The sequence below is a fragment of the Nocardioides dubius genome, assembly GCF_039528155.1.
GTDB classification, from domain to species: Bacteria; Actinomycetota; Actinomycetes; order Propionibacteriales; family Nocardioidaceae; genus Nocardioides; species Nocardioides dubius.
On record NZ_BAAALG010000014.1, the window covers coordinates 59,709 to 84,662 of the forward strand.

Consider the following 24,954-nt stretch of genomic DNA (forward strand, 5'->3'; position numbering starts at 1 on the left):
GCTCAGACCCCGGCCAGCTCGGTACGGGGGTCGGACTCGCCGCGCAGCACTGCATCGTCGGCGCGGGCGACCCAGGTCGCGAAGCGCTCGCCTTCCTCACGCTCGAGGAGGTAGGCGTGCACCACATTGGTGATGTAGTCGTCGAGACCGGCGCTGGTGACCTTGTGGGCACGCAGCTTGCGGCCGAAGCTGGCCTCCAGCCCGAGCGCGCCGCCCAGGTGCACCTGGAAGCCCTCGACCTGGTTGCCGTCGTCATCGAGCACCAGCTGGCCCTTGAGGCCGATGTCGGCCACCTGGGTGCGGGCGCAGGAGTTCGGGCAGCCGTTCACGTTGACGGTGATCGGGGTGTCCAGGTCGGGGAAGCGCTGCTCGAGGGAGCTGACCAGCTGACGGGCGCGCTCCTTGGTGTCGACGATGGCGAGCTTGCAGAACTCGATGCCGGTGCAGGCCATCGTGTTGCGGCGCCAGTTCGACGGCTTGGCCTCGAGCCCGATCGCGGAGAGGTCGGCGACGAAGGCGTCGACGGCCTGCGGCGGAACGCCGAGCACGACCAGCTTCTGGTAGGCGGTCAGGCGGGCACCAGCGGCACCGTGGCGCTCGACGACGTCGGCGAGGTCGAGCAGCGTCTGACCGTTGATCCGGCCGACGACCGGCGCGGCGCCGACGTAGAAGTTGCCGTCCTTCTGCTCGTGGACGCCGATGTGGTCGCCCTGGGCGATCGGGGCCTGCGGGGACGGGTTGTCGACGAGCTCGCGCTTGAGGTACTCCTTCTCGAGGACCTCGCGGAACTTCTCCACGCCCCAGTCCGCGACCAGGAACTTGAGCCGGGCACGCGAGCGCAGACGGCGGTAGCCGTAGTCGCGGAAGATCGAGGCGACGCCCTCCCAGGCGTCGGCCACCTCGTCGAGCGGGATCCACACGCCGAGCTTGACCGCGAGGTGCGGGTTGGTGGACAGGCCGCCACCGACCCACAGGTCGAAGCCCGGTCCGTGCTCGGGGTGGACGGTGCCGACGAAGGAGACGTCGTTGGCCTCGGGAGCCACGTCGTGGCTGGGGTGGCCGGTCAGCGCGGTCTTGAACTTGCGCGGGAAGTTCGAGAAGTCCGGGTTGCCGATGAACCGGCGCTTGATCTCGGCCAGCGCCTCGGTGCCGTCGATGATCTCGTCCTTGGCGACGCCGGCGACCGGCGAGCCGAGGAAGGGACGGGGCGAGTCGCCGCACGCCTCGAGGGTGGTCAGCCCGGCGGCGCCGAGGCGCTCCCAGATCGCCGGCACGTCCTCGATCTCGATCCAGTGGTACTGGATGTTGCAGCGGTCGGTGATGTCGGCGGTGCCGCGGGCGTAGTCGACCGAGACGCTGCCCAGCGCGCGCAGCGCGGCCGGGTCGAGCACGACGCCGTCGGAGCGGACCCGCATCATGAAGTAGCGGGCGTCCAGCTCCTCCTCGGGCACGGTCGCGGTCTTGCCGCCGTCGAAGCCCTCGGCGCGCTGGGTGTACAGACCCATCCAGCGGAACCGGCCGCGCAGGTCGGCCGGGTCGATGGAGTCGAAGCCGCGCTTGGAGTAGATGCCGCGGATCCGGGCCTCCACGTTGAGCGGGTTGTCGTCCTTCTTGGACTGCTCGTTCTTGTTGAGGGGCTCGAGGTAGCCCAGCGCCCACTGTCCTTCGCCGCGCTTGGGACGGGGGCGAGCCTTGCGTGCCGGAGCCTGGTCATTCATGTGATGCGGGATCCTTCTCAGCAGGAGACGCGCGACGCGGGGCGACCTACGCTGCTTCGTTGCGGCGGTGTCGGCCTACGACCGTGCGCCCAGGACTTGTGGAGTCGAAGAACGGGCGTGGGTCAGCGGGGCCAACACATCATGCTGCGGGTACGCCCGAAGTCCACGTGGCGTCGAACCACGAGGTAGGCATGGGTTGCAGCACTGATCACGGACCCAGTCTCACGTGGCGGACACCCCACCGACAAGACGAAATCTCATGACGTGAGACGCAAGTCCACGATGTGAGATGTACTGTCGAGTAGTGTCCGCCGTCCCCGCGCGGGGCGACCTTACAGGGAGGCGCGCGTCACACTCCGGTCGTGGATCGGGGCGCCCTGGCGGGCCATTAGGCTTGCCCTCATGAGCGACCTGTCCTCCCTGACCAGTTCCGCCTATTCGCAGGCCCTCGAGGTGATCGCCTCGGTGGAGCCGCGGATCGCGGAGGCGACCCGCCAAGAGCTGGCCGACCAGCGCGCGTCGCTGAAGTTGATCGCGAGCGAGAACTACGCCTCGCCCGCCGTGCTGATGACCATGGGCACCTGGTTCAGCGACAAGTACGCCGAGGGCACCGTCGGTCACCGCTTCTACGCGGCCTGCCAGAACGTCGACACGGTCGAGTCGTTGGCTGCCGAGCACGCGCGCGAGCTGTTCGGTGCCGAGTACGCCTATGTCCAGCCGCACTCGGGCATCGACGCGAACCTGGTCGCCTACTGGTCGATCCTGGCCAACCGGGTCGAGTCGCCGGCGCTGGAGAAGCTCGGCGCCAAGAACGTCAGCGAGCTGACCGAGGCCGACTGGGAGTCGCTGCGCGCCGAGCTCGGCAACCAGCGCCTGTTGGGCATGTCCCTGGACGCCGGCGGTCACCTCACCCACGGCTTCCGCCCGAACATCTCCGGCAAGATGTTCCACCAGCAGCAGTACGGCACCGACCCCGAGACCGGCCTGCTCGACTACGACGCCGTGCGTGCGAAGGCGAAGGAGTTCAAGCCGCTGGTCCTGGTCGCCGGCTACTCCGCCTACCCGCGCCGGGTGAACTTCGCCAAGATGCGCGAGATCGCCGACGAGGTCGGCGCCGTGCTCATGGTCGACATGGCGCACTTCGCGGGCCTGGTCGCCGGCAAGGTCTTCACCGGTGACGAGAACCCGGTGCCGCACGCCGACATCGTCACCACCACCACGCACAAGTCGCTGCGCGGGCCGCGCGGCGGCATGGTGCTGGCCACCAAGGAGTTCGCCGCCGACGTCGACCGCGGCTGCCCGATGGTCCTCGGCGGTCCGCTCAGCCACGTGATGGCCGCCAAGGCCGTCGCCCTGGCCGAGGCCCGTCAGCCCGCGTTCCAGAGCTACGCGCAGAAGGTCGCCGACAACGCGCAGTCGCTCGCCGAGGGCTTCCTCAAGCGCGACGCCCGCCTGGTCACCGGCGGCACCGACAACCACATCGTGCTGCTCGACGTCACCTCCTTCGGGCTGACCGGTCGCCAGGCCGAGTCCGCGCTGCTGGACGCCGGCGTGGTCACCAACCGCAACTCGATCCCGTCGGACCCGAACGGCGCGTGGTACACCTCCGGGATCCGCTTCGGCACCCCGGCGCTGACCACCCGCGGCTTCGGCCACGACGAGTTCGACAAGGTCGCCGAGCTGGTCGTGAACGTGCTCAGCAACACCAAGCCCGGCACCACCAAGGCCGGCGGCCCGTCCAAGGCCTCCTACGAGCTGGGTGACGGCGTCGCCGACAACACCCGCGCGGCCTCGGCCGAGATGCTCGACAAGCACCCGCTGTACCCGGGTCTCGAGCTCGCCTAGCTTGGAGCGCATGTCCGCTAGCGAACCGGCCGGTCTGATCACTCGGACCGGCCGTTTGCTTTGGCGCCTGGTGGTCACCATCGTCGGCTCCTGCATCCGGTACCGGGTCTCGGGGCTGGCGGCGGAGGCAGCCTTCTTCGCGCTGCTCTCGATCCCGCCCCTGGTCTTCGCCCTGGCCGGCTCGATCGGCTACCTCGGCGCCACCTTCGCGGACGCGCAGGTCGACGAGCTGCGCACCTCGGTGCTCAACATCGCGCATCGGGTGATGACCGACAGTGCGGTCAACAAGGTGATCGAGCCGACCATCGACTCGGTGCTCGCCGGCGGACGCTTCGACGTGGTCTCGCTCGGCTTCATCCTGGCGCTGTGGTCCGGCTCGCGAGCGCTCAACGTCTTCGTCGACACGATCACGATCATGCACGGGCTGGGCGGGCACCGGGGGATCGTCAAGACCCGGGCGCTCTCCTTCCTGCTCTACGTGCTGGGTCTGGTCTCCGGCGCGGTCACCCTGCCGCTGATCCTGATCGGCCCGACCCTGGTGCGCCGGTGGGTGCCCGACGAGCTGGCCTTCCTCGGCGATCTCTACTGGCCGCTGGTCCTGCTGACCTGCATCTGCTTCCTGGCAACGCTCTACCACCTGTCGGTGCCGGTGCGGACGCTGTGGCGCTACAACCTGCCCGGCGCCACCTTCTCCTTGTTCTGCTGGATCGCCGGGTCGTTCGTGCTGCGGTGGTTCCTGACCGTGACGGCGGCCGACTCCCGCTCGGTCTTCGGGCCGCTGGCCGCGCCGATCGCCGTCCTGCTGTGGCTCTACCTGGTCTCCATCGCGGTGTTGATCGGCGCCGCGGTCAATGCCGCCGTCGACCAGGTCTTCCCGCAGGACGCCACGGCCCGCGCGCGGCGGGAGCTGATCCGCCGGCTCTCGGGGGTGCTGCCGGCGAGGAGCAGTGAACGTGGCACGTCACACGAGCGTGCCGACGACTCCTAGACGCCGGACGTGTCAGACTGCGGCACGTGGGTAACAGCGATCTGCCACCTCCGCCACGCGTGGAGGGTTCGAGCGCCTTCGGCGACGTCGTGCTCCCGGACCGGAAGCGGTCCCCGTGGTGGGAGCTCGGCCGGCGTCTGCTGTTCGCTCTGTCGATCCTGGTCGGCACCGTGCTGCTGGTCTGGTTCGACCGGCACGGGTACCGCGACGGGGGAGACCCCACCAACGAGGTCGACTTCGTCGACTCGCTGTACTACACGACCGTCACCCTGAGCACGACCGGATACGGCGACATCACGCCGGTCTCCGAGCGTGCCCGCCTGATCAACGCCTTCGTGATCACGCCGGCCCGCATCGGCTTCCTGGTCCTGTTGATCGGCACCACCCTGGAGGTTCTCGCCAACCAGGGCCGCGAGATGTTCCGGGTCGCCCGGTGGAGGAGAAGCATGAACGACCACGTCGTGGTGATCGGCTACGGCACCAAGGGGCGCAGTGCCATCGACACCCTGGTCCGCAACGGAATCGACCGTGACTCGTTCGTGGTGGTCGATCCGCGCCCGACGGCGCGCGAGGAGGCCAGCTCGGACGGCCTGGCCGTGATCGGCGGCGACGGCACCCGGCGCGAGGTCCTGCGCCGGGCCGGCGTCGACAACGCCAGTCAGGTGATCGTCACCACCGACCACGACGCCACCACGATGATGGCGGTGCTGACCGTGCGTCAGCGCAACGCCAAGGCCTACATCGTCGCCGCGGTCCGCGAGCACGACAACGTCCCGCTGCTGCGCCAGAGCGGCGCCGACTCGGTGGTCACCTCCTCGGAGGCCGTCGGCCGCCTGCTGGGGCTCTCCTCGCTGTCGCCGACCCTGGGCTCGGTGATGGAGGACCTGATGACCTACGGCGCCGGTCTCGAGGTCGCCGAGCGCGATCTGCTGGTCAGCGAGGTCGGCAAGCAGCCGCAGACGCTGCCGGACCAGGTGATCGCCGTCGTGCGCGACGAGAAGGTCTACCGCTACTTCGACCCGGTCGTCACCCTGCTCGCGCGTGGGGACCGGCTGATCGTGGTCCGTCCGTCCCGCGAGAAGCCGTGGGCACCGCGTCCCGGCACGCACAACGAGACGCTCGCCGACGAGGACTGACAGGACGTTCGGCCAGCCCGCGGGTGGTCCGAACGGGCCATTCTGGCGGGACGTACGGTCATCTCCCGTCCCTTTTGCCCTCCGGGGCGGCGACCGCTCCCTACGGTTGCTCCTGCGGGCCCCGGAGGTGGGCGTCGCAGCGAGGAGAAGAGCAGCGTGGAGCGTGAGTACCCGGCGTCGCCCCGAGAAGTGCTGGCGGCGGTCCTGGCGGCCCGTCCACGCCGGTTCCAGCTGGTGCGGGCGACGTCGAGCCTGATCCATGTCCGGGTGATCGCCGCACACCCCAGCGGGGTCGAGCAGAGCCTGCAGGTGCACCTGAGCGCCACCGAGAACGGGACGTTGGTGCGGGTCGAGCCCGGTCCCCAGCGCTCGGCGCAGATCCTAGATGAGGTGATCGCCGACTTCCTGGCGCGGCTCTCGGCATGAGCGGTGGGAAATGCGAACGGCCCCGGCTGCCTGAGCAGTCGGGGCCGAACTCTGCGGGTGGGCGATACTGGGTTCGAACCAGTGACCTCTTCGGTGTGAACGAAGCGCGCTACCACTGCGCCAATCGCCCGCGTCGTGGGGAACATTAGCCCATGCGGGGGCTGGGTGAGTAATCGACCCCCTGTGACGCAGATTTCCTTCGCATTTCGCGTCATGTCCTTACGGGTAACGCGTTCCTTCCACAGCGGCAGCACAGATCTGGGAGGACGAGGATGTTCAAGCGCACCGAGGGAACCGGCGCAACGTTTCGGCAGTCGGTGACCATGCACTGTGTCGACGTCGGCGTGGCGGCTGCCCTCGATGTCGACCTGGGCTACAGCGCTGCCGACCCGTTCGCCGTCACCGCGTCGTTCCAGACCGAGTACGGCGAGGTGGTGTGGACCTTCGCCCGCGATCTTCTGCTCCGCGGCCTGACCCGTCCCGTCGGCGACGGCGATGTCGAGGTCTGGCCGGCGGTCGGCTTCACCGGTGCCGCCATGGTGCGCATCGAGTTCCGCTCGCCGGACGGCGAGCTGCTGGTCGAGACCCCGAGCCGCGGCATCACCGCCTTCGTCAACCAGACCCTGCGGCTGGTCCCGGCCGGCGAGGAGTCGGCGCACCTCGACGTCGACGAGCTGATCGATCAGCTGCTGGCGGTATGAGCGCCCGCACCTGACGTCGCACGTGGTCCGCTCAGGGGTCGATGTCGGCCGCTGAGCGGACCGCGAACGCCCGCGCAGCCTCCTGGGTGAGGGGGCCCGGCGCGGTGAGCAGGCGGCCGTCGTGGGCGTGCACGCCCTGCACGTCGCGGGTGGTGGAGGCGAGGAAGACCTCGCTGGCCTCCGTCAGCACCTCGGCCGGCTCGTCGATCTCGCGCGCACCGGTCCACTCCACCAGCAGGGCGCGGGTCACCCCGGCCAGGCATCCGCTGGCCAGGGTGGGCGTGCGCAGCTCGCCGTCGAGCACGTAGAAGACGTTCGACCCGGTTCCCTCGCACAGGTTGCCGGCGAGGTTGGCGAAGAGCGCCTCGGAGGCGCCGGCCTGCTGGGCGCGCGCGAGGGCGACGACGTTCTCGCCGTAGGAGGTCGTCTTGAGGCCCGCCAGCGCGCCCCGCTCGTTGCGGGGCCACGGGACCAGGCAGGTCGCCGCGGTCGGCGGATACGGCGCCATCGCGCTGACGGCGACGACGAGGGTCGGCGCGGCGTCGACCCTGCCCGAGCCCATCGGCGCCGGGCCGCCGGTGTAGGTGATCCGGATCCGGCCGAGGGGGAGCGGCTGGCCGGCCAGAACGGCGTCCACCCCGGCGCGGACCTCGGCGAGGTCGACCGGTGGCAGGCCCAGGCCGGCTGCGCTTCGCGCGAGTCGGTCGAGGTGGCGGGTCAGTGCGAAGGCCTGCCCGTCGACGACCTTGATCGCCTCGAAGACGCCATCGCCGACGGTGAAGCCGTGGTCGGCGATGGTGATCGCCGCAGCGGTCGGGTCGGACAGCAGATCCCCGTTCATCCATGCGCGCATGGATGAACCGTAGCGCGGTCGAAACACGCGGAATGGACCCCCGATTTTGCACGTCGAACCGGTTCGGCTAATGTTCTCGTCGTTGCCCGGTACGGCGAAAGCCCGAACGGAAGACAAGCGGACGTAGCTCAGTTGGTAGAGCGCAACCTTGCCAAGGTTGAGGTCGCGAGTTCGAGCCTCGTCGTCCGCTCTGAGAGGTTACACGCCTCCACGGTGGGTTGGCCGAGAGGCGAGGCAACGGACTGCAAATCCGTGTACACGGGTTCAAATCCCGTACCCACCTCGAAGCAAGAAAATGCAGTAATCTGGACAACCCTCCAGAGCACGACAACTAAATAGCACGGGCGATTGGCGCAGCGGTAGCGCGCTTCCCTGACACGGAAGAGGTCACTGGTTCAAACCCAGTATCGCCCACAAGAACGAGAGCCGGATCTGCGAAGATCCGGCTTTCGTCATTTCCATGGGTCGAGTCGAAGGCCGGTCGCGAACACGGTCCCGGAGGGCCTCGACGGGCTACGGCCTGACCATCGTTCAGGTTCGCCTACCCTCTTTTGGGGATGACAAGTACCGACGGGCTCGTTGTCGAACGTACTCACGCAGGTGACAAAAACAGCAGAAAAGATGCGGCAGTCTCCGGTCGGACCCTGACGTGGCGCGGTCGAGCATGCACCCTTGGCGCATGCTCAATCTGAACCAGGTACTCGGGAACCACGTTCAGCAACGGCGCGAGGCGTTGGGCCTGTCGCGCCATGCGGTGGCCATCACGATGGGCCACAGCCCGGAATGGCTCCGGTACCTCGAGATGGGTCGCGGGACGCCTCAGCTGCGCGATGTGGTCCGTCTGGCGATGATCCTGGGCTGCACCTCGGACGAGCTGCTGTGCGTCAAGTGCGGGGCGATCGATCCGTACAGCGACCTCCGCGATGGCGCGGAGGCGGAGCAGGCCGCGGACGCGGCCGAGGCGGACGCCGGGTCCACCGAGGGCGCACCGGGCGCTGACAGCGCTGCGGAGGGCCCCTGACGAGGGCCTCAGGTGGTGGGGGAGTCCTGACCGCTGGTCCAGGCCAACAGCCGGCCGTGGTGGCTGTGCGTCGCGGTGTGCGGGCGAACAGCGAGGAAGATCCGGGCGAACCCTGCCGCCAACAGACCGGCGCCCAGCATGTGCAGGGCGACCAGCAGCACCGGAAGGTCCAACACGTACTGGCTCCAGCCGATCACGCCCTGCAGCAGCTCCAGGCCCAGCAGCGCCGCCGTCACCACGGTGAGCCAGCGGTTCTTCGCGCGGGCGGCCAGCACCAGCAGCAGCACGGTCAGGGCCACCAGGACGTACACCGACGCGGCGTGGATCTGCGAGATCAGCGCGGGGTCGATGCCGTTGCGCTTGGCCTCCTCGTCACCGGCGTGGGGTCCGGCACCGGTGACGATCGTGCCCAGGTAGAGCGTCACCCAGCCGACCACCATGATCGCCAGGGCGGTGAGCCGCATCGGGGCCGGCGCTGCCGAACGCGTGGGGCTGCGCAGATGGTCGAGCATCGCCAGGCAGAGCATCACCATCAGCATCGAGGCCAGGAAGTGCAGTGAGACCACCCACGGGTTGAGGTCGGTGAGCACGGTGATCCCGCCGATCACGGCCTGCAGCGGGATGCCGAGCGCGACGATCAGCGAGTACCGGGTGGAGATGCGGTCCTTGGCCCACAGGGCCGCGAAGAAGCAGGCGATCGCGACCGCGGCCAGCACGAAGGTGAGCATCCGGTTGCCGAACTCGATCGCCCCGTGGATGCCCATCGAGGGATGCGTCGTGTACGACTCGTCGGTGCACTTGGGCCAGGTCGGGCAGCCGAGGCCGGATCCGGTCAGCCGGACCGCGGCGCCGGTGACCACGATGCCGATGTTCGCGAGCAGGTTCGCGACGGCGAGGGGCCACAGCCAGGAGGCGAGGCGCTGCTTGAGATCCATGGCGTTGTCTACTCCCACTTGAAGAACCGGCCGGCCAGCAAGGCACCGCCCGCCGCCCAGAGGGCGAGGACGACGAGCGCGCCGCCGTCCAGTGAACCGTCGAGGAAGGCCGCGCGCAGCGCATCGCCGAGCGCTGCCGAGGGCAGCACCTGCAGCAGCGGCTCCGCCGACCCGTAGCTGTCGCGTGGCATGACGACGGCGCCGCCGGCCAACAGCAACAGGTAGATCAGGTTGGCACCCGCCAGCGTCGCCTCGGCCCGGAGCGTGCCGGCGATGGTGAGCCCGAGGCCGGCGAAGGCGCAGGTGCCCAGCAGCGCGGCCAGCACGGCGTACAGGATTCCTGCCGCGCCGGGGTCCGGGTCCCAGCCGAGTGCGAGTCCGACCACGCCGATCACCACGACCTGGAAGACCTGCACGAGCAGCAGGGCGAGCACCTTGCCGAGCAGCAGCCCGGTCCGGGGCAGGGGAGAGGCACCCAGTCGCTTGAGCAGTCCGTAGCGGCGCTCGAAGCCGGTTGCGATGGCCAGCGACGTGAAGGAGGTCGACATCACCGCCAGGGCCAGCACGCCCGGGGTCAGCACGTCGATCGGACGGTTGGCGAAGTCCAGGTCGAGGCGGCGGGCAGCCAGGGTGCCGCCGATCAGCGCGATCATCGGGATCACCACCGCGAGCAGCAGGTGCTCCCCGTTGCGCAGGATCAGCCGGGTCTCCATGGAGGCCTGGGTGAGCACCTGGCGGTGGAAGGGCGCGGCCCCGGGGGCGGGGGTGAAGGTGCCGCTCATGCGCGCAGCTCCCGTCCGGTGATCTGCAAGAAGACGTCCTCCAACGTGCGCTGGCCCAGGGTCAGCGACTCCGGCAGCACGTTGTGCTGCTGACACCACGCGGAGACCTTCGCCAAGGTGTCGGCATCGGCCGGGCCGGTGATCAGCAGGCTCTGGTTGTTGATCTCGGTGACCTCGGTCCGGTCGCCCAGGGCCCGCTGCAACGACGCAGGAGCGCTCGGCGGGAACGGCTCGGTGACCACCAGGCGGATGGTCGCGTGACCGCTGGAGCGGGTCAGCTCGAACGGCGTCCCGGAGGCGATCAGCGAGCCGCGGTCGATGATGTGGACCTGGTCGGCGAGGCGCTCGGCCTCGTCCATGTAGTGCGTGGTGAGCACGACCGTGACGCCGTCGGCGCGCATCTCCTCGAGCAGCTCCCAGGTGCTGCGCCGCGCGGCCGGGTCCATGCCGGCGGTGGGCTCGTCGACGAAGCAGAGCTCGGGACGGCCGACCACCGCCATCGCCAGTCCGAGTCGCTGCTGCTGGCCGCCGGAGAGCCGCCGGTACGGGGTCCGGCCGCACTCGCCGAGGCCGAGCCGCTCGACCAGCAGGTCGACCGGCAGCGGGTTCGCATGCAGGGCGGCGATGTGCCGCAGCATCTCGACGGCGCGCACCCCGGACCAGGCGCCGCCGTCCTGGAGCATCACGCCGATCCTCGGCAGCAGGTCCTTGCGCTCGGCGTAGGGATCGAGGCCGAGCACCCGGACCCGCCCGCCCTGAGGTCGCCGGTAGCCCTCGCAGGTCTCCAGCGTGGTGGTCTTGCCAGCGCCGTTGGGGCCGAGCACCGCGGTGATCGTGCCGCGCTCGACGCTCAGGGAGAGGTCGTCGACGGCGATCTTGTCGCCGTACTTCATCGTCAGACCGTCGATGAGCACGGCAGGATCGGTCGCAGGCACCGGTCAAGTCTAGGGAGCGCTCGCCAGGCCCGGGCATCGGGGATCGATGAGTTGGCGGGCTCCGGCTGGTCCATTCGGCTATGAGCACGCAATGCGTCACCCAGATGCCGAGATCCGCCGTCGTCCACCGAGCCCGACCAGCACCGCCGCGAGGCGCCGGAAATCAGTCGCCGCTGTCGGCGGTTGGTCCTAGGTTGGTGCCATGAGCCTCGAGCCCGCGATCCTCGCCGACAACCTGGTCAAGCGATTCGGAGACACGGTGGCCGTGGACGGCGTCAGCTTCTCCGTCCCGGCCGGCACGGTGCTGGGGCTGCTCGGCCCCAACGGTGCCGGCAAGACCACCACCGTCCGGATGATGACCACCCTCACCAAGCCGACGTCGGGAACCGCTCGCGTGGCCGGGCACGACGTCGTCGCCGACCCGGCCGGGGTACGCCGCAGCATGGGCCTCACCGGCCAGGCGGCGACCGTGGACGAGCTGCTCACCGGTCGGGAGAACCTGCGCCTGATCGGCGCCCTCTACGGGCTGCCGGGCTCCTACATCCGGCGCGCCAGCGACGACCTCCTCGAGCGCTTCTCGCTGACCGACGCCGGCAACCGGGTGGTCAAGCAGTACTCCGGCGGCATGCGGCGCCGGCTCGACCTCGCGGTCAGCCTGATCGCCACCCCGCCGGTGCTCTTCCTCGACGAGCCGACCACCGGTCTCGACCCGCGCAGCCGGGTCGAGCTGTGGGACGTGCTGCGCGAGCTCGTCGACGACGGCACCACGCTGCTGCTGACCACGCAGTACCTCGAGGAGGCCGACCAGCTCGCCGACCGGATCGTGGTGATCGACAAGGGCTCGGTGATCGCCGAGGGCACGGCGCTCGAGCTCAAGGACGCCTCCGGCCGCGCGGCGGTGGTGGTCACCGTCTCCAACGCCGAGGACCTGCCCCGCGCCGAGGCCCTGCTGCGTGGCGTGACCGGCGAGGCGCACGTGGACACCGCCGCCCGCCAGCTGACCGCACCGGCCAGCGGGCTGGGCGACATGACGAAGGTGGCCAACGCCTTCGACGACACCGGCATCGAGCTCGACGACCTCGGCCTCAAGCGGCCGAGCCTCGATGACGTCTTCCTGCACCTCACCGGGCACCGCGCCGAGCAGGCCGCCCCCGAAGACGAGGAGATCAGCGCATGAGCGCCCCCACCCTTGCCCGCCCGGAGATCCGTCCCGCCGGGCTGGCCCGTGCCTCCCTGACGATCATGCGGCGAAACCTGATCCACATCCGGCGGATGCCGGAGATGCTGATGGACGTCACCATCCAGCCGGTGATGTTCGTGCTGCTCTTCGCCTACGTCTTCGGTGCCTCGATCGACGCCGCGTCCCCGGCCGGCTACCGCGAGTGGCTGCTGCCCGGGATCATGGGCCAGACCATCGCCTTCGCCTCGTTCATCGTCGCCGTCGGGCTCACCGCCGACATCGACAAGGGCGTGGTCGACAGGATGCGCTCGCTGCCGATCCCGCCGGCGTCGGTCCTGGTCGGGCGCAGCCTGTCCAGCATGCTGCACTCCAGCATCGGCATCGTGGTGATGTCGATCACCGGCCTCTTCATCGGCTGGCGGATCCGGGGCAGCGTCCTCGACGCGGTGCTCGGCTACGCGCTGGTGCTGCTGTGGGGCTTCGCGATGATCTGGATCGGGATCTGGGTCGGCTCCGCGATGCGCTCGGTGGAGGCGGTGAACGGGGTCATGTTCACCACGATGTTCCCGATCACCTTCCTGGCCAACACCTTCGCGCCGACCGAGCCGATGCCGAGCTGGTTGCGCACGATCGCGGAGTGGAACCCGATCTCGTCCCTGGTCCAGGCGATGCGGGAGCTGTGGGGGAACACGCCGCCTGCCCCCGACTCCGCGGCCTGGCCGCTGCAGCATCCGGTGCTGATGACCGTGCTCTGGACGGTCGGGATCACCGCCGTGGTCGCGCCCTTGGCGCTGCGCAGCTTCAAGCGCCGCACCCAGGACTAGTCCGCTGGGCGTGAGGTTCGCCACAGCGGGCTTCCTGGTCACGCTCGGGCTTAGGTCACCCTTCCTTGAAGGCGGCCGACCAATAACGTCACACTGATGTTGTGGAAATGGCCCGAGCGAGCGTTGCGCCCCCGGAAGGGGACGCTCCTACCCGTGCTCGGGTCGTGCAGGCCATCCTCGAGAGCGGCCCGTCCACGGCCGCTGCACTGGCCGATCTGCTGGAGCTCACCCCGGCCGCCGTCCGCCGTCACCTCGACCACCTCCTGGAGGAGGGCGTCGTCGAGTCCCGCGAGGAGCGGGTCTACGGCTCGCGTCGTCGCGGACGGCCGGCCCGGGTCTTCGCGCTCACCGAGACCGGTCGCGAGACCCTCGAGCACCAGTACGACACGCTGGCCGCCGACGTGCTCCGCTTCCTCGCCGAGACGCAGGGGGAGGAGGCCGTCGTCGCGTTCGCCCGGCGCCGGGTCGCCTTCCTGGAGACCGGCTTCGCCGAGCTCGCCGCGAAGCGCCCCGACCTGAGCCCGGCTCAGGTGCTGGCCGACGTGCTCACCGCCGGTGGCTACACCGCCGGCGTGCGGCAGCTGCCGATGGCCGACCAGCTCTGCCAGCAGCACTGCCCGGTCTCGCACGTGGCGGCTGAGTTCCCTCAGCTGTGCGAGGCCGAGACGGAGGCGATCGGCCGGGTGCTCGGCCGGCACGTCCAACGCCTGGCCACCATCGCCCACGGCGATGGCGTCTGCACCACCAGCATCCCCGCACTTCCCGAGACCATCAACAAGCAGAACGGATGAGTTGAAGTCATGACTGTCAACCCGATCGAAGAGCTGAACCCCGAGCTCAAGGGCATCGGACGTTACGAGTTCGGCTGGGCCGACGCTGACGTTGCCGGTGCCGACGCGACGCGTGGCCTCAACGAAGCCGTGGTGCGTGACATCTCCGCGAAGAAGAGCGAACCCCAGTGGATGCTCGACATGCGCCTCAAGGGCCTGAAGCTCTTCGGCCGCAAGCCGATGCCGACCTGGGGCTCCGACCTCGACGGCATCGACTTCGACAACATCAAGTACTTCGTCCGCTCCAGCGAGAAGCAGGCGCAGAGCTGGGAAGACCTTCCCGAGGACATCAAGAACACCTACGACAAGCTCGGCATCCCGGAGGCGGAGAAGCAGCGCCTCGTTGCCGGCGTCGCGGCGCAGTACGAGTCCGAGGTCGTCTACCACTCGATCCGTGAGGACCTCGAGCAGCAGGGCGTGCTCTTCCTCGACACCGACACCGCGCTCAAGGAGCAGCCGGAGCTGTTCCAGGAGTACTTCGGCACCGTCATCCCGACCGGTGACAACAAGTTCTCCGCGCTGAACACCGCGGTCTGGTCCGGCGGCTCGTTCATCTACGTGCCCAAGGGCGTCCACGTGGACATCCCGCTGCAGGCCTACTTCCGGATCAACACCGAGAACATGGGTCAGTTCGAGCGCACCCTGATCATCGTCGACGAGGACGCCTACGTGCACTACGTCGAGGGCTGCACCGCGCCGATCTACAGCTCCGACTCGCTGCACAGCGCGGTCGTCGAGATCATCGTGAAGAAGGGCGGTCGCTGCCGCTACACGACGATCCAGAACTGGTCGAACAACGTGTACAACCTGGTCACCAAGCGCGCCGTCTGCGAGGCCGGCGCGACCATGGAGTGGGTCGACGGCAACATCGGCTCCAAGGTGACCATGAAGTACCCGGCCGTCTACCTGATGGGCGAGCACGCCAAGGGCGAGACCCTCTCCATCGCGTTCGCGGGCGAGGGCCAGCACCAGGACGCCGGCGCCAAGATGGTGCACGCCGCCCCGAACACCTCTTCCTCGATCCTGAGCAAGTCGGTCGCCCGCGGTGGCGGTCGCACCTCCTACCGCGGCCTGATCCAGGTCAACGAGGGCGCGCACGGCTCGAAGTCCAACGTCCTCTGTGACGCGCTGCTGGTCGACCAGATCAGCCGCTCCGACACCTACCCGTACGTCGACATCCGCGAGGACGACGTCTCGATGGGTCACGAGGCCTCGGTCTCCAAGGTCTCGGACGACCAGCTCTTCTACCTGATGAGCCGAGGCATGGAGGAGGACGAGGCGATGGCGATGATCGTGCGTGGCTTCGTCGAGCCGATCGCCAAGGAGCTCCCGATGGAGTACGCCCTCGAGCTCAACCGCCTGATCGAGCTGCAGATGGAAGGCGCGGTCGGCTGATCGCCACCGCCCGGACAGACAGAGAAGACAGAGAAGACGAAGTGACTGTTACTGACAACGCTGCCGAGAGCGTCGCGACCGCGCTCGAGGTCGACAAGGTGGAGTCCCACCTGCACCCGGAAGGCTCCTTCGACGTAGCCGACCACCCGGTGCCCACCGGGCGCGAGGAGATCTGGCGCTTCACGCCGCTCAAGCGGCTGCGGGGCCTGCACGACGACGCCCCGCTCTCCGGTGCCGACCTCACCATCGACGTGTCCCTGGCCGAGGGCGTCACCGGCACCGCGGTGCCGGTGGCCGACTCCGCCCGCGGCATCTCGGGTGCCGTGCCCACCGACCGGGTCGCGGCCCGCGCCTGGGAGGCGGCCTCGAGCGTCTACGAGGTGACCATCGCCGACGAGGCCGTGGTCGCGGGTGCCTCGATCATCACGATCACCGGCCAGGGCGTCGGGCCCGCCGGTGCCGGCCACCTGCTGATCCGCGCCGGCAAGTTCTCCAACGCCACCGTCGTGGTCGCCTACAAAGGCTCCGCGGTCTGGGCCGAGAACATCGAGCTCGTCCTCGAGGACGGCGCCCAGCTCACCTTCGTCACCGTCCAGGACTGGGACGACGACGCGGTGCACCTGGTCAGCCAGCACGCTCGGATCGGCCGTGACGCCCAGCTCAAGCACGTGGCGGTCACCTTCGGTGGCGACGTCGTCCGCTCCGACACCAGCACCGAGTACTCCGGTCCCGGCGGTGGCGTCGAGGCGCTCGGTCTCTACTTCGCCGACGAGGGCCAGCACATCGAGCACCGGCTCTTCGTCGACCACAACGCGCCCAGGACCACCAGCAACGTGGTCTACAAGGGTGCGCTGCAGGGCGACGGTGCGCACGCGGTCTGGATCGGCAACGTGCTGATCCGCAAGGTCGCCGAGGGCATCGAGACGTACGAGGAGAACCGCAACCTGATCCTCACCGACGGCACCCTGTGCGACTCGGTCCCGAACCTGGAGATCGAGACCGGTGAGATCGCCGGCGCCGGCCACGCCTCGGCCACCGCGCGCTTCGACGACAACCAGCTCTTCTACCTGCGCTCGCGCGGCATCGACGAGAAGGAGGCGCAGCGCCTGGTGGTGCACGGCTTCTTCAACGACCTGATCCGCAAGATCGACGTTCCGGCGATCGAGGAGCAGCTGGTCGCCACCGTCGAGGCCGAGCTCGCCAAGAACGTCCTCAAGGAGATCTGATGGGCTTCGTCCGGGCCTGCGCGCTCACCGAGGTGCCCTCCGACGAGGCGCTCGGCGTCACCGTCGACGGCGTCGACGTGGCCGTTGCCCGTGACGGCGACGAGTACTTCGCGCTGCGCGACGAGTGCTCGCACGCCGCCGTCCCGCTCTCGGAGGGAGAGGTCGCCGACGGCACCATCGAGTGCTGGCTGCACGGCTCCACCTTCGACCTGCGCAACGGCAAGCCCACGTGCCTTCCGGCCACCGAGCCGGTGGCCACCTTCGCGGTGGAGGTGCGCGACGACGAGCTCTACGTCGACGTCACCGACACCCTCAACGGCGTCAGCGCCTCCTGAACCTGACTCACGCAACCAAGAGAGAGAACCAAGAATGGCAACCCTGGAGATCAAGGACCTGCACGTCTCCGTCAGCACCGAGGACGGCGACAAGGAGATCCTCAAGGGCGTCACGCTGACCATCAAGGACGGCGAGACCCACGCGATCATGGGCCCCAACGGCTCCGGCAAGTCCACCCTGGCCTACACCATCGCCGGGCACCCGAAGTACACCGTCACCGGCGGCACGATCACCCTCGACGGCGAGGACGTGCTGGAGATGTCGGTGGACGAGCGCGCCCGCGCCGGACTCTTCTTGGCCATGCAGTACCCGGTCGAGGTCCCCGGCGTCTCGGTGTCGAACTTCCTGCGCACCGCGAAGACGGCCATCGACGGCGAGGCCCCGAAGCTGCGCACCTGGGTCAAGGACGTGAACACGGCCCTGAGCCAGATGAACCTGGACTCCTCCTTCTCGCAGCGCTCGGTCAACGAGGGCTTCTCCGGTGGCGAGAAGAAGCGCCACGAGATCGCCCAGCTCGACCTGCTCGACCCGAAGGTCGCGATCCTCGACGAGACCGACTCCGGCCTCGACATCGACGCGCTCAAGGTCGTCTCCGAGGGCGTGAACCGGTTCAGCGAGCGTGACGGCAAGGGCGTCCTGCTGATCACCCACTACACCCGGATCCTGCGCTACATCAAGCCCGACCAGGTGCACGTCTTCGTGGCCGGCAAGGTCGCCGAGTCCGGCGGTGCGGAGCTGGCCGACGAGCTCGAGGCGAACGGCTACGAGAAGTACCTCGGCGCCGCTGCCACTGGAGCCTGAGATGACGCTGGAGGGCCTGCTGCCTGAGCTCGAGATGATCCGGGCGGACTTCCCGATCCTCGAGCGCACGGTGCACGGGTTGCCGCTGGTCTACCTGGACAGCGCCAACACCTCGCAGAAGCCGCAGATCGTCATCGACACGATGGTCGACCACCTCGAACGCCACAACGCCAACGTGGCGCGGGCGATGCACCAGCTGGGTGCGGAGTCCACCGAGGCGTTCGAGGGCGCGCGCGACAAGGTCGCCGGGTTCATCGGTGCCCCGTCGCGGGACGAGGTGATCTTCACCAAGAACGCCTCCGAGGCGCTCAACCTGGTGGCGAACACCTTGGCGTGGGCGCGCGGTCGCTACGAGATCGGCGCGGGCGACGAGGTCGTCATCACCGAGATGGAGCACCACTCCAACATCGTGCCGTGGCAGTTGCTGACCGAGCGCAAGGGCGCGACCCTGCGCTGGTTCGGCGTGACCGACGACGGGCAGCTGGACACCTCCAACATCGACGAGCTGATCACCGAGCGCACCAAGGTGGTGGCCCTGACCTGGGTCTCCAACATGCTCGGCACGATCAACCCGATCGCCGCGATCGCCAAGCGGGCCCACGAGGTGGGCGCGCTGGTCGTGGTGGACGGCGCACAGGCCGTTCCGCAGATGCCGGTCGACCTCCAGGGCTTCGGCCCCGGCGAGGCGCCCGACTTCCTGATCTTCACCGGGCACAAGGTCGTCGGCCCTACCGGCATCGGTGTGCTGTGGGGGCGCCGGGAGGTGCTCGAGGAGCTTCCGCCGTTCCTGGGCGGTGGCGAGATGATCGCCACGGTGACGATGGCCCGTTCCACCTACGCGGGCATCCCGCACAAGTTCGAGGCGGGCACCCCGCCGATCGTCGAGGCCGTCGGCCTGGGCGCTGCGGTGGAGTACCTCGGCCACGTCGGGATGGAGAACGTGCGTCGTCACGAGCACGCGATCACGGCCTACGCGCTGGAGGGTCTCGCCACGGTGCCGGGGATCAAGGTCCTCGGCCCCGCCGACGCCGCGCTGCGCGGTGGCGCGATCTCCTTCGAGCTGGACGGCGTGCACCCGCACGACATCGCGCAGGTGGTCGACTCGCGCGGGGTCGCGATCCGGGCCGGGCATCACTGCGCGAAGCCGGCGCACCAGCGCTTCGGCGTCCAGGCCTCCACCCGGATGTCGTCGTACCTGTACACCACCCCGGCGGAGATCGACGCGTTCATCGAGGCGCTGGAATACACCCGCAGCTACTTCAAGTTGAGCTGATTGAGATGACTGCTGCGAATCTGGACGCTCTCTACCAAGAGATCATCCTCGACCACTACAAGAACCCCCTGAACAAGGGGCTGCGTGACGACTTCGAGGCCGAGGTCCATCACGTCAACCCGACCTGCGGTGACGAGATCACGCTGCGGGTCCACCTCGAGGACGGGAAGGTCGCGGACGTCTCCTACGACTCCGTGGGCTGCTCGATCTCGCAGGCCTCGGCCTCGGTGCTCACCGATCTGGTGATCGGCAAGAGCATCGACGAGGCGATGGAGATCCACCAGGAGTTCCAGACCCTGATGCAGGGCAAGGGCAACGTCGAGCCGGACGAGGAGGTGCTGGAGGACGCGATCGCGTTCGCCGGCGTCGCGAAGTTCCCGGCTCGGGTGAAGTGCGCACTGCTCTCCTGGATGGCCTGGAAGGACGCAACCGCCCAGGCCCTGGCCACCCCCGACCCTTCGGCGAACTGAGGAGTACCCGATGACTGACAACACCGACCTACCCGAGGTCCCGGAGGCCACCGGCGCCGTCGCGACCACCACGGTCGACGACGTCACCGAGGCGATGAAGGACGTCGTGGACCCCGAGCTGGGGATCAACGTCGTCGACCTCGGCCTGGTCTACGACGTGCACCTCGACGAGGAGACCAACGTCGTCCTCGACATGACGCTCACCTCGGCGGCCTGCCCGTTGACCGACGTCATCCAGGACCAGACCAACTCCGCTTTGGAGGGCCTGGTCAAGGACGTCACCATCAACTGGGTCTGGATGCCGCCGTGGGGCCCGGACAAGATCACCGACGACGGCCGCGAGCAGCTGCGCGCGCTGGGCTTCAACGTCTGAGCCACGTCACGCATCACGAGCCGCCGGATCACCGATCCGGCGGCTCGTGGCGTCTCAGTCCTCGCCGAGAGCGACGAGCTCCTCGACGTAGCCGAGGGCCGGGCTCTGGTAGCCGGGAGCCGCCGACGCGGCCTCGATGTCGGCGTCGGTGACCTTGAGGCCGGTATGCACCGACACCATCTCCCGGCCGATGGTGAACGCATCTTCCACCTGATCGTCCAACGGCTGGTCGAGATCCACCCAGGCCCGACTCGCCAAGGCGCGCAGGTGCCGGGGGAAGTGCCGCGGCTCCACGTAGTCGTACTCGTCGTCGTCGAAGACCAGTGCGCCGTCGGTGGCCGCGCCGAAGCGCACCATGGCGTCGATGTCGTCACGAACCACCGCGGCGGAGCCGCCGATCCTGGAGAGCGCGACGAGCACCTTGCGGGTCGGGTCGCCGTAGCCGGTCGGTTCCACGCCGACCACGCCGCCCGCGATCTCGTGGAAGCTCCACGCGGTGTGATCGCCGTCGAGATCGACCCGATCCTGAGGCGTCGGCTGGGTCGGATCCAGGGCAGCCACCGGTCGCGGTGCACAGGTCCCAAAGATTGGGGTCGGACCCTGACGTGGCAGGGACGGCTGCGGTCCTAGCGTCGGCTGCATGTGGCATCCACGCAGGCTCGGCGCAGCCCAACTCTCCCTCACGCTGGTGCTCAGCAGCGTGGCCCTGGGCGTCGCGCTGAGCCCGCCGGCCTCCGCAGCCAAGCCCGCTGTCAAGGCACCGTCGGTGGCGGTCACCGAACGCGCCGGCAAGGCAGTGGTGGTGCTCAAGCTCGCCAAGCGGGCGCCCAAGCGGCTCAAGGTGGCCTGGGCGACCAAGCCCGGCAGCGCCCACGCGGGCAAGGACTTCAAGGCGGCCCGGGGCACCGTCGTGGTGGCCAAGGGCAAGCGCAGTGCCCGGCTCTCGGTGCGGATCGTCAACGACGCGATCGCCGAGCCGACCGAGTCGTTCACCGTGACGCTGCGCAGCGCCACCGCCAAGGTGCCGGGCCGGGTCCGCGTGACGATCCGCGACGACGACGGCGGGGGTGGCCCGGGCGTTCCTGGCGGGTTGGCCTACCCCCACGCGATCAGCGGTCCGGTCTCCGGACACACCAAGGTGGCGGTCTACTCCGGGGGAACCATCAGCGACGATCTCCACGTCGCCTGGAGCGGCACCGTCACCCTGGCCTACCAGCACAACGATCCGATCCTCGGCACGCCGTGGGGCCGCAGCGAGCTGCACTACGTCGTCCAGTCCGCCAGCATCAGCTGGACCGCCAGCGGCACCTGCACCGGATCGGGGACGCTGACCGCCGGCCAGCTCACCGGAGAGCTGCTGCTCGACGAGGCGAAGGCCGGCCCCGGCCACGACGAGGACGCCCGCTACTGGGACTACAGCATCTACCTGGCTCCGGTCTCGGGCCCGAGCGGCAACCTGCCGGTGATGTGCGGGGGCACCCCCGGCAATGCGGGGCCGCGGGTCGGGCAGGGCGGGTTCGGTGGGGCACTGGTCTACAACGGCCACGCCACCGCCGACCAGCCCGCCAGCAACCGCTACTCCGCGACCCGGTTCGCCTTCGCCGGCACAGCCGACCCGGCGACCTTGACCTACGACAACACCTGGCAGCTCACCGGCAGCGGCACCGCTGCGCGCTGACGAGATCGACGAGATCGACACGATCGACAAGGAGACCTTCATGTTCCGGATCCGACGCGGCACCTACGCGAACGTCACCGCGACCCTGGCCCTGGCACTCGCCCTGGGCGGCACCGCCGCGGTCGCTGCCGAGAAGATCGGCGGCAGCCAGATCGCGAAGAACGCGATCACCAGCAAGCACGTCAAGAACGGCCAGATCGGCACCGCGGACCTGAGCGCGGCCGCGCGGCGCGGGATGGTCGGCCCGCGGGGCGCCGCCGGGGCAGCAGGCGCGCCGGGTGCACCGGGTGTGCCTGGCGCACCGGGCATCAGCGGCCACCAGGTGGTCAGTGCGGAGAGCTCGGAGTCGGATGCCGACGGCTGGTCGATGGTCAGCGTGCTCTGCCCGCTGGGGAAGAAGGCGTTGGGCTATGGCACCTCGTGGCGCAACGTTGCCGGGAACACGATGACGCTGTTCACCGCGCATGCGACGGTGAGCCTCAACCCCAGCGGCACGGGCTACAACGCCTACGGCGAGGCCGCGGGACCAGGCGCTTGGCTGACCCTCCAGGTGGTCTGCGCCGACGTCAGCTGAAACCGATCGCACCGGCGCGGGAGTGTGTACCTTGTCACAATGTCGCCCACTCCCTCGCCCAGCGAGCGCGAGCTCGCCGCTGCCGCCCTGATCGCCGACGTCATGGTGCCGGGCTCGGGGGCCGTTCCGTCGGCGTCCCAGCTCGGGGTGCCCGAGCTGATGCTGCGGCTCGCCGGCCGCAACCCGCGTGAGGCGGATCGCCGTCAGCTCGCCATGCTGCTGCGGGCCTGGGACACCCGGGCCGCAGGACTGGCGCTGGGCACGCGCGGACGTCGCTTCTCCGAGCTGGACCCCGCCGCCCGCGAGCAGGTGCTGCTGGGCCTGGCGAGCTCACGCGTGCCCCAGAAGCGGGCCCTCTTCTCCGCCCTGCGGTTCGGGATCATGGTCGCCGCCTACGCCACGCCGGGGCCGACCGGCCACTCACCGCTGTGGGACGAGGTCGGCTACGACGCGCCGTTCGGGGTCCGCCCCGATGCCGGGCCGCGGCCGCTCGCACCGCTCCGGTTCACCGACGACACCGAGCTCAGTGCGGATGTGGTCGTGGTGGGCTCGGGTGCCGGCGGCGGCACCGCTGCCGGGGCGCTGGCCGCGGCTGGTCTCGATGTCGTCGTCCTGGAGGCGGGGGAGTACCACGACGACGCCGACTTCGACGGCTCCGAGCTGACCGCCTTCTCGACGTTCTACGCCCCGGCGCCGCAGAGCAGCGTCGAGGGTCAGATCGCGCTGATGGCCGGCTACGGCGTCGGCGGCGGCACGGTGGTCAACTACACGACCTCGTTCCGCACCCCGGACGACGTCCGCGAGGAGTGGGCGGGCCTGGGTGCGACGCAGTTCGCCGAGCAGGAGTACGCCGACTCGTTGGACGCCGTCTGCGCGCGACTCGGGGTCAACACGGACCATGACGCCATCGCTCCGCGTGACGCCAAGCTGCAAGCGGGGCTGGAGGCGTTGGGCTGGCATGTGGATGCGATGCCACGCAACGTGAAGGGCTGCGACCAGGGCGTCGAGTGCGGCCGTTGCGGGATGGGCTGCCGGCTCGGCGCCAAGCAGTCGACCGCGAAGACCTGGCTGGTCGACGCCGCTCAGGCGGGCGCCCGGATCGTGGTCGGCGCCCGGGCGATGCGCGTCACCCAGGCGTTGGGCCGCGCGGACGGCGTGGAGGCGGTGACCGTCTCCGGGCACCGACTCACGGTGCGGGCGCGCGCCGTCGTGGTCGCTGCTGGGGCGATCCAGACCCCGGCGCTGCTGCGTCGCAGCGGGCTCGGCAACCCGAACATCGGCCGGCACCTGCGGCTGCACCCGGCCACCGCGGTCTGGGCGCGCTACGACGAGGACGTGCTGCCGTGGACCGGCTCCCTGCAGAGCCGCTTCTCCCAGCAGGACAGGGATTTGGACGGCAACGGCTACGGCGTGATCTACGAGACCGCGCCGATCACGGTCGCCTTCGGGGCCGCGTTCGTGCCGTGGCACGGCGGCGCCGCGCACGCGGAGCGGATGCGGCAGCTGCGCACGCTGGCACCGATGGTGGTGATCGACCGGGACCGCGACAGCGGTGAGGTGCGGGTCGGCAAGGACGGCGAGCCGGTGGTGCACTACCGGCTCTCGCAGCGCGACACTGCGCACCTGCACCGCGGCATCGTGAACGCCGCGCGGATCGCGGAGGCCTCAGGGGCGCTGGAGATCTTCTCCACCCACCAGCGCCCGGTCGGCTACGCGCCCGGACGCCACGGCAGCATCGCCACCTTCGAGGCCGACGCGCTGGCGGCGGGCTACGACCCGGGCCGGGTCGGGCTCGCGGCGCTGCACATCATGGGCAGTGCGCGGATGGGTGGTGCTCCCGAGATGTCGGCGCTCAACCCGGACGGCGAGGTCTGGGAGCTGCCCGGTCTGGTCGTCGCCGACGGCTCCTGCTTCCCGACGGCGTCGGGGGTCAATCCGATGATCTCGATCGAGGCCATCGCCCACATGAACGCGCGCAGGCTGGCGGCTCGGCTGAGCTGACGCTCAGGCGTTCACGACCTCGACCGCGATCGCCTGGGCATCCGCGATCGCCTGCTCCAGAACGGAGCGGCGGGGGTCGGGGGTGGCGAGCCACGGACCGACCACCAGGTCGCGCAGGCCACGCAGGCGGGCGTCGTCCAGGGTGGCGTCGACGGCGGCATGGTCGCCCCCGATCACCAGCACAGCAAGGCCGCGGCGCTCGGTGAGGATCCGCGCGGCGTGGTCGGCGGCGGCACCGAACGCGGCCTTGGCCTGGTTGTCACGCCGGCGCGCGAAGCGCTGCTGGCTCTGGCCACCGGCCTTGGTGCGTCCTTGCACGTGCCGTTGCCCGGTCTTGGAGTCGGTCAGCTCGGCTCCGTGCAACCGGGCGATGGCGAAGCCGCCCTTGCGCACCAGGAGCACGCCCCAGTCCACGGGCGGAACGGCTGCGGCTGCGAACCGGTCGAGGTCGGGCTCAGCGTCGAACGAGGCGCCGAACGGCAGCTGGAACCGGCAGCTCGAGCCGTCCTCGGCGCGGCCGCTCAGGGCCCCGTCCACCACGGTGAAGGCGGTCTCGCCGTGGCGTTCGGCGAAGTTCTCCACCCAACGGGGGAGTCGCGCGGCGGGAAGCAGGAGGTCAGGCACGACCCCGACGATAGGCGCAACTGCCGCAT

26 protein-coding genes and 4 tRNA genes are annotated in these 24,954 nt (G+C 69.6%); 22 read left to right on the top strand and 8 right to left on the bottom strand.

The genetic code is table 11. The annotated features are described in order from the left end of the window. Positions 1–2: 2 nt before the first annotated feature. A complete protein-coding gene (locus ABD151_RS19435; protein ID WP_343996505.1) occupies positions 3–1,718 on the bottom strand; it encodes a nitrite/sulfite reductase in 1,716 nt (571 codons plus the stop codon). 402 nt (positions 1,719–2,120) lie between these two features. Between ABD151_RS19435 and ABD151_RS19440 the strand changes: the two genes are divergently transcribed. From ABD151_RS19440 to ABD151_RS19455, 4 genes are all read left to right on the top strand, one after another. Then, positions 2,121–3,563, top strand: a complete 1,443-nt coding sequence (locus ABD151_RS19440; protein ID WP_343996506.1) for a glycine hydroxymethyltransferase — start codon at positions 2,121–2,123, stop codon at positions 3,561–3,563. Between the two features lie 10 nt (positions 3,564–3,573). After that, entirely contained in the window at positions 3,574–4,551 is a 978-nt protein-coding gene (locus ABD151_RS19445; RefSeq protein WP_343996507.1) for a YihY/virulence factor BrkB family protein, read from the top strand. A 26-nt stretch (positions 4,552–4,577) separates the two neighbouring features. Continuing rightward, positions 4,578–5,687, top strand: a complete 1,110-nt coding sequence (locus ABD151_RS19450) for a potassium channel family protein (protein ID WP_343996508.1) — start codon at positions 4,578–4,580, stop codon at positions 5,685–5,687. Positions 5,688–5,843: 156 nt separating this feature from the next. Next, positions 5,844–6,113, top strand: a complete 270-nt coding sequence (locus ABD151_RS19455; RefSeq protein WP_343996509.1) for a hypothetical protein — start codon at positions 5,844–5,846, stop codon at positions 6,111–6,113. A 58-nt stretch (positions 6,114–6,171) separates the two neighbouring features. Here ABD151_RS19455 and ABD151_RS19460 read toward each other — a convergent pair. Beyond that, a tRNA-Val gene (locus ABD151_RS19460) sits at positions 6,172–6,243 on the bottom strand. 142 nt (positions 6,244–6,385) lie between these two features. On the opposite strand from ABD151_RS19460, the gene ABD151_RS19465 reads away from it, so the two are divergent. Beyond that, positions 6,386–6,814 (top strand): SsgA family sporulation/cell division regulator, encoded by a 429-nt coding sequence (locus ABD151_RS19465; RefSeq protein WP_343996510.1) that lies wholly within the window; start codon positions 6,386–6,388, stop codon positions 6,812–6,814. Positions 6,815–6,845: 31 nt separating this feature from the next. Here ABD151_RS19465 and ABD151_RS19470 read toward each other — a convergent pair whose 3' ends face one another. Further along, entirely contained in the window at positions 6,846–7,667 is an 822-nt protein-coding gene (locus ABD151_RS19470) for an aminotransferase class IV (protein WP_343996511.1), read from the bottom strand. 117 nt (positions 7,668–7,784) lie between these two features. On the opposite strand from ABD151_RS19470, the gene ABD151_RS19475 reads away from it, so the two are divergent. The 4 genes from ABD151_RS19475 (at position 7,785) to ABD151_RS19490 (ending at position 8,688) form a co-directional block, all read left to right on the top strand. Continuing rightward, a tRNA-Gly gene (locus ABD151_RS19475) sits at positions 7,785–7,857 on the top strand. Positions 7,858–7,879: 22 nt separating this feature from the next. Beyond that, positions 7,880–7,950: transfer RNA gene (locus ABD151_RS19480), tRNA-Cys, on the top strand. Between the two features lie 59 nt (positions 7,951–8,009). Further along, a tRNA-Val gene (locus ABD151_RS19485) sits at positions 8,010–8,081 on the top strand. Positions 8,082–8,346: 265 nt separating this feature from the next. After that, on the top strand, positions 8,347–8,688 hold the full coding sequence (locus tag ABD151_RS19490) for a helix-turn-helix domain-containing protein (protein ID WP_343996512.1): 342 nt from the start codon (positions 8,347–8,349) through the stop codon (positions 8,686–8,688). Positions 8,689–8,696: 8 nt separating this feature from the next. Here ABD151_RS19490 and ABD151_RS19495 read toward each other — a convergent pair whose 3' ends face one another. The 3 genes from ABD151_RS19495 to ABD151_RS19505 are packed head-to-tail and all read right to left on the bottom strand — an operon-like array spanning position 8,697 to position 11,340. Continuing rightward, the gene (locus tag ABD151_RS19495) at positions 8,697–9,623 is read right to left on the bottom strand and encodes a COX15/CtaA family protein (RefSeq protein WP_343996513.1); all 927 of its coding nucleotides are present in this window, start codon (positions 9,621–9,623) and stop codon (positions 8,697–8,699) included. Between the two features lie 8 nt (positions 9,624–9,631). Further along, complete coding sequence (locus tag ABD151_RS19500; protein WP_343996514.1) at positions 9,632–10,405, bottom strand: ABC transporter permease; 774 nt, start codon at positions 10,403–10,405, stop codon at positions 9,632–9,634. After that, positions 10,402–11,340 carry an ABC transporter ATP-binding protein gene (locus ABD151_RS19505; RefSeq protein ID WP_343996515.1) on the bottom strand — a complete coding sequence of 313 codons (939 nt, stop codon included), beginning with the start codon at positions 11,338–11,340 and terminating at the stop codon, positions 10,402–10,404. Before ABD151_RS19505 ends, ABD151_RS19500 begins: the two co-directional genes overlap by 4 nt. A gap of 202 nt (positions 11,341–11,542) precedes the next feature. Between ABD151_RS19505 and ABD151_RS19510 the strand changes: the two genes are divergently transcribed. The 10 genes from ABD151_RS19510 (at position 11,543) to ABD151_RS19555 (ending at position 20,048) form a co-directional block, all read left to right on the top strand. Then, positions 11,543–12,517: an ATP-binding cassette domain-containing protein gene (locus tag ABD151_RS19510; protein WP_343996516.1), complete on the top strand. Its 975-nt coding sequence runs from the start codon at positions 11,543–11,545 to the stop codon at positions 12,515–12,517. Continuing rightward, complete coding sequence (locus tag ABD151_RS19515) at positions 12,514–13,344, top strand: ABC transporter permease (protein WP_343996517.1); 831 nt, start codon at positions 12,514–12,516, stop codon at positions 13,342–13,344. Before ABD151_RS19510 ends, ABD151_RS19515 begins: the two co-directional genes overlap by 4 nt. Before the next feature lie 107 nt (positions 13,345–13,451). Then, positions 13,452–14,135, top strand: coding sequence for a helix-turn-helix transcriptional regulator (locus tag ABD151_RS19520; RefSeq protein ID WP_343996518.1), 684 nt, complete (start codon positions 13,452–13,454; stop codon positions 14,133–14,135). A 9-nt stretch (positions 14,136–14,144) separates the two neighbouring features. Next, positions 14,145–15,569 carry a Fe-S cluster assembly protein SufB gene (gene sufB, locus ABD151_RS19525; RefSeq protein ID WP_343996519.1) on the top strand — a complete coding sequence of 475 codons (1,425 nt, stop codon included), beginning with the start codon at positions 14,145–14,147 and terminating at the stop codon, positions 15,567–15,569. 41 nt (positions 15,570–15,610) lie between these two features. Further along, complete coding sequence (gene sufD / locus ABD151_RS19530; RefSeq protein WP_343996520.1) at positions 15,611–16,795, top strand: Fe-S cluster assembly protein SufD; 1,185 nt, start codon at positions 15,611–15,613, stop codon at positions 16,793–16,795. Next, positions 16,795–17,130: a non-heme iron oxygenase ferredoxin subunit gene (locus ABD151_RS19535; protein WP_343996521.1), complete on the top strand. Its 336-nt coding sequence runs from the start codon at positions 16,795–16,797 to the stop codon at positions 17,128–17,130. The genes sufD and ABD151_RS19535 overlap by 1 nt, the downstream gene beginning before the upstream one ends. Before the next feature lie 34 nt (positions 17,131–17,164). Then, entirely contained in the window at positions 17,165–17,932 is a 768-nt protein-coding gene (gene sufC / locus ABD151_RS19540; protein ID WP_343996522.1) for a Fe-S cluster assembly ATPase SufC, read from the top strand. A 1-nt stretch (position 17,933) separates the two neighbouring features. After that, entirely contained in the window at positions 17,934–19,205 is a 1,272-nt protein-coding gene (locus ABD151_RS19545) for a cysteine desulfurase (protein WP_343996523.1), read from the top strand. 5 nt (positions 19,206–19,210) lie between these two features. After that, positions 19,211–19,675 carry a Fe-S cluster assembly sulfur transfer protein SufU gene (gene sufU, locus ABD151_RS19550; protein WP_343996524.1) on the top strand — a complete coding sequence of 155 codons (465 nt, stop codon included), beginning with the start codon at positions 19,211–19,213 and terminating at the stop codon, positions 19,673–19,675. A 10-nt stretch (positions 19,676–19,685) separates the two neighbouring features. After that, the gene (locus ABD151_RS19555) at positions 19,686–20,048 is read left to right on the top strand and encodes a metal-sulfur cluster assembly factor (protein ID WP_343996526.1); all 363 of its coding nucleotides are present in this window, start codon (positions 19,686–19,688) and stop codon (positions 20,046–20,048) included. A 54-nt stretch (positions 20,049–20,102) separates the two neighbouring features. On the opposite strand, the gene ABD151_RS19560 is transcribed toward ABD151_RS19555, so the two are convergent. Next, positions 20,103–20,609, bottom strand: coding sequence for a hypothetical protein (locus ABD151_RS19560; RefSeq protein WP_343996527.1), 507 nt, complete (start codon positions 20,607–20,609; stop codon positions 20,103–20,105). Positions 20,610–20,688: 79 nt separating this feature from the next. Between ABD151_RS19560 and ABD151_RS19565 the strand changes: the two genes are divergently transcribed. From ABD151_RS19565 to ABD151_RS19575, 3 genes are read left to right on the top strand one after another with little or no spacing between them, the layout of a single operon-like run. Then, positions 20,689–21,726, top strand: coding sequence for a Calx-beta domain-containing protein (locus ABD151_RS19565; RefSeq protein WP_343996528.1), 1,038 nt, complete (start codon positions 20,689–20,691; stop codon positions 21,724–21,726). 40 nt (positions 21,727–21,766) lie between these two features. Then, complete coding sequence (locus tag ABD151_RS19570) at positions 21,767–22,300, top strand: hypothetical protein (protein WP_343996529.1); 534 nt, start codon at positions 21,767–21,769, stop codon at positions 22,298–22,300. A gap of 39 nt (positions 22,301–22,339) precedes the next feature. Beyond that, the gene (locus ABD151_RS19575; RefSeq protein ID WP_343996530.1) at positions 22,340–24,301 is read left to right on the top strand and encodes a GMC family oxidoreductase N-terminal domain-containing protein; all 1,962 of its coding nucleotides are present in this window, start codon (positions 22,340–22,342) and stop codon (positions 24,299–24,301) included. A gap of 3 nt (positions 24,302–24,304) precedes the next feature. Here the strand turns inward: ABD151_RS19575 and ABD151_RS19580 are convergent, their stop codons facing one another. Next, on the bottom strand, positions 24,305–24,925 hold the full coding sequence (locus ABD151_RS19580) for an acVLRF1 family peptidyl-tRNA hydrolase (protein ID WP_343996531.1): 621 nt from the start codon (positions 24,923–24,925) through the stop codon (positions 24,305–24,307). Between the last annotated feature and the right edge of the window lie 29 nt (positions 24,926–24,954).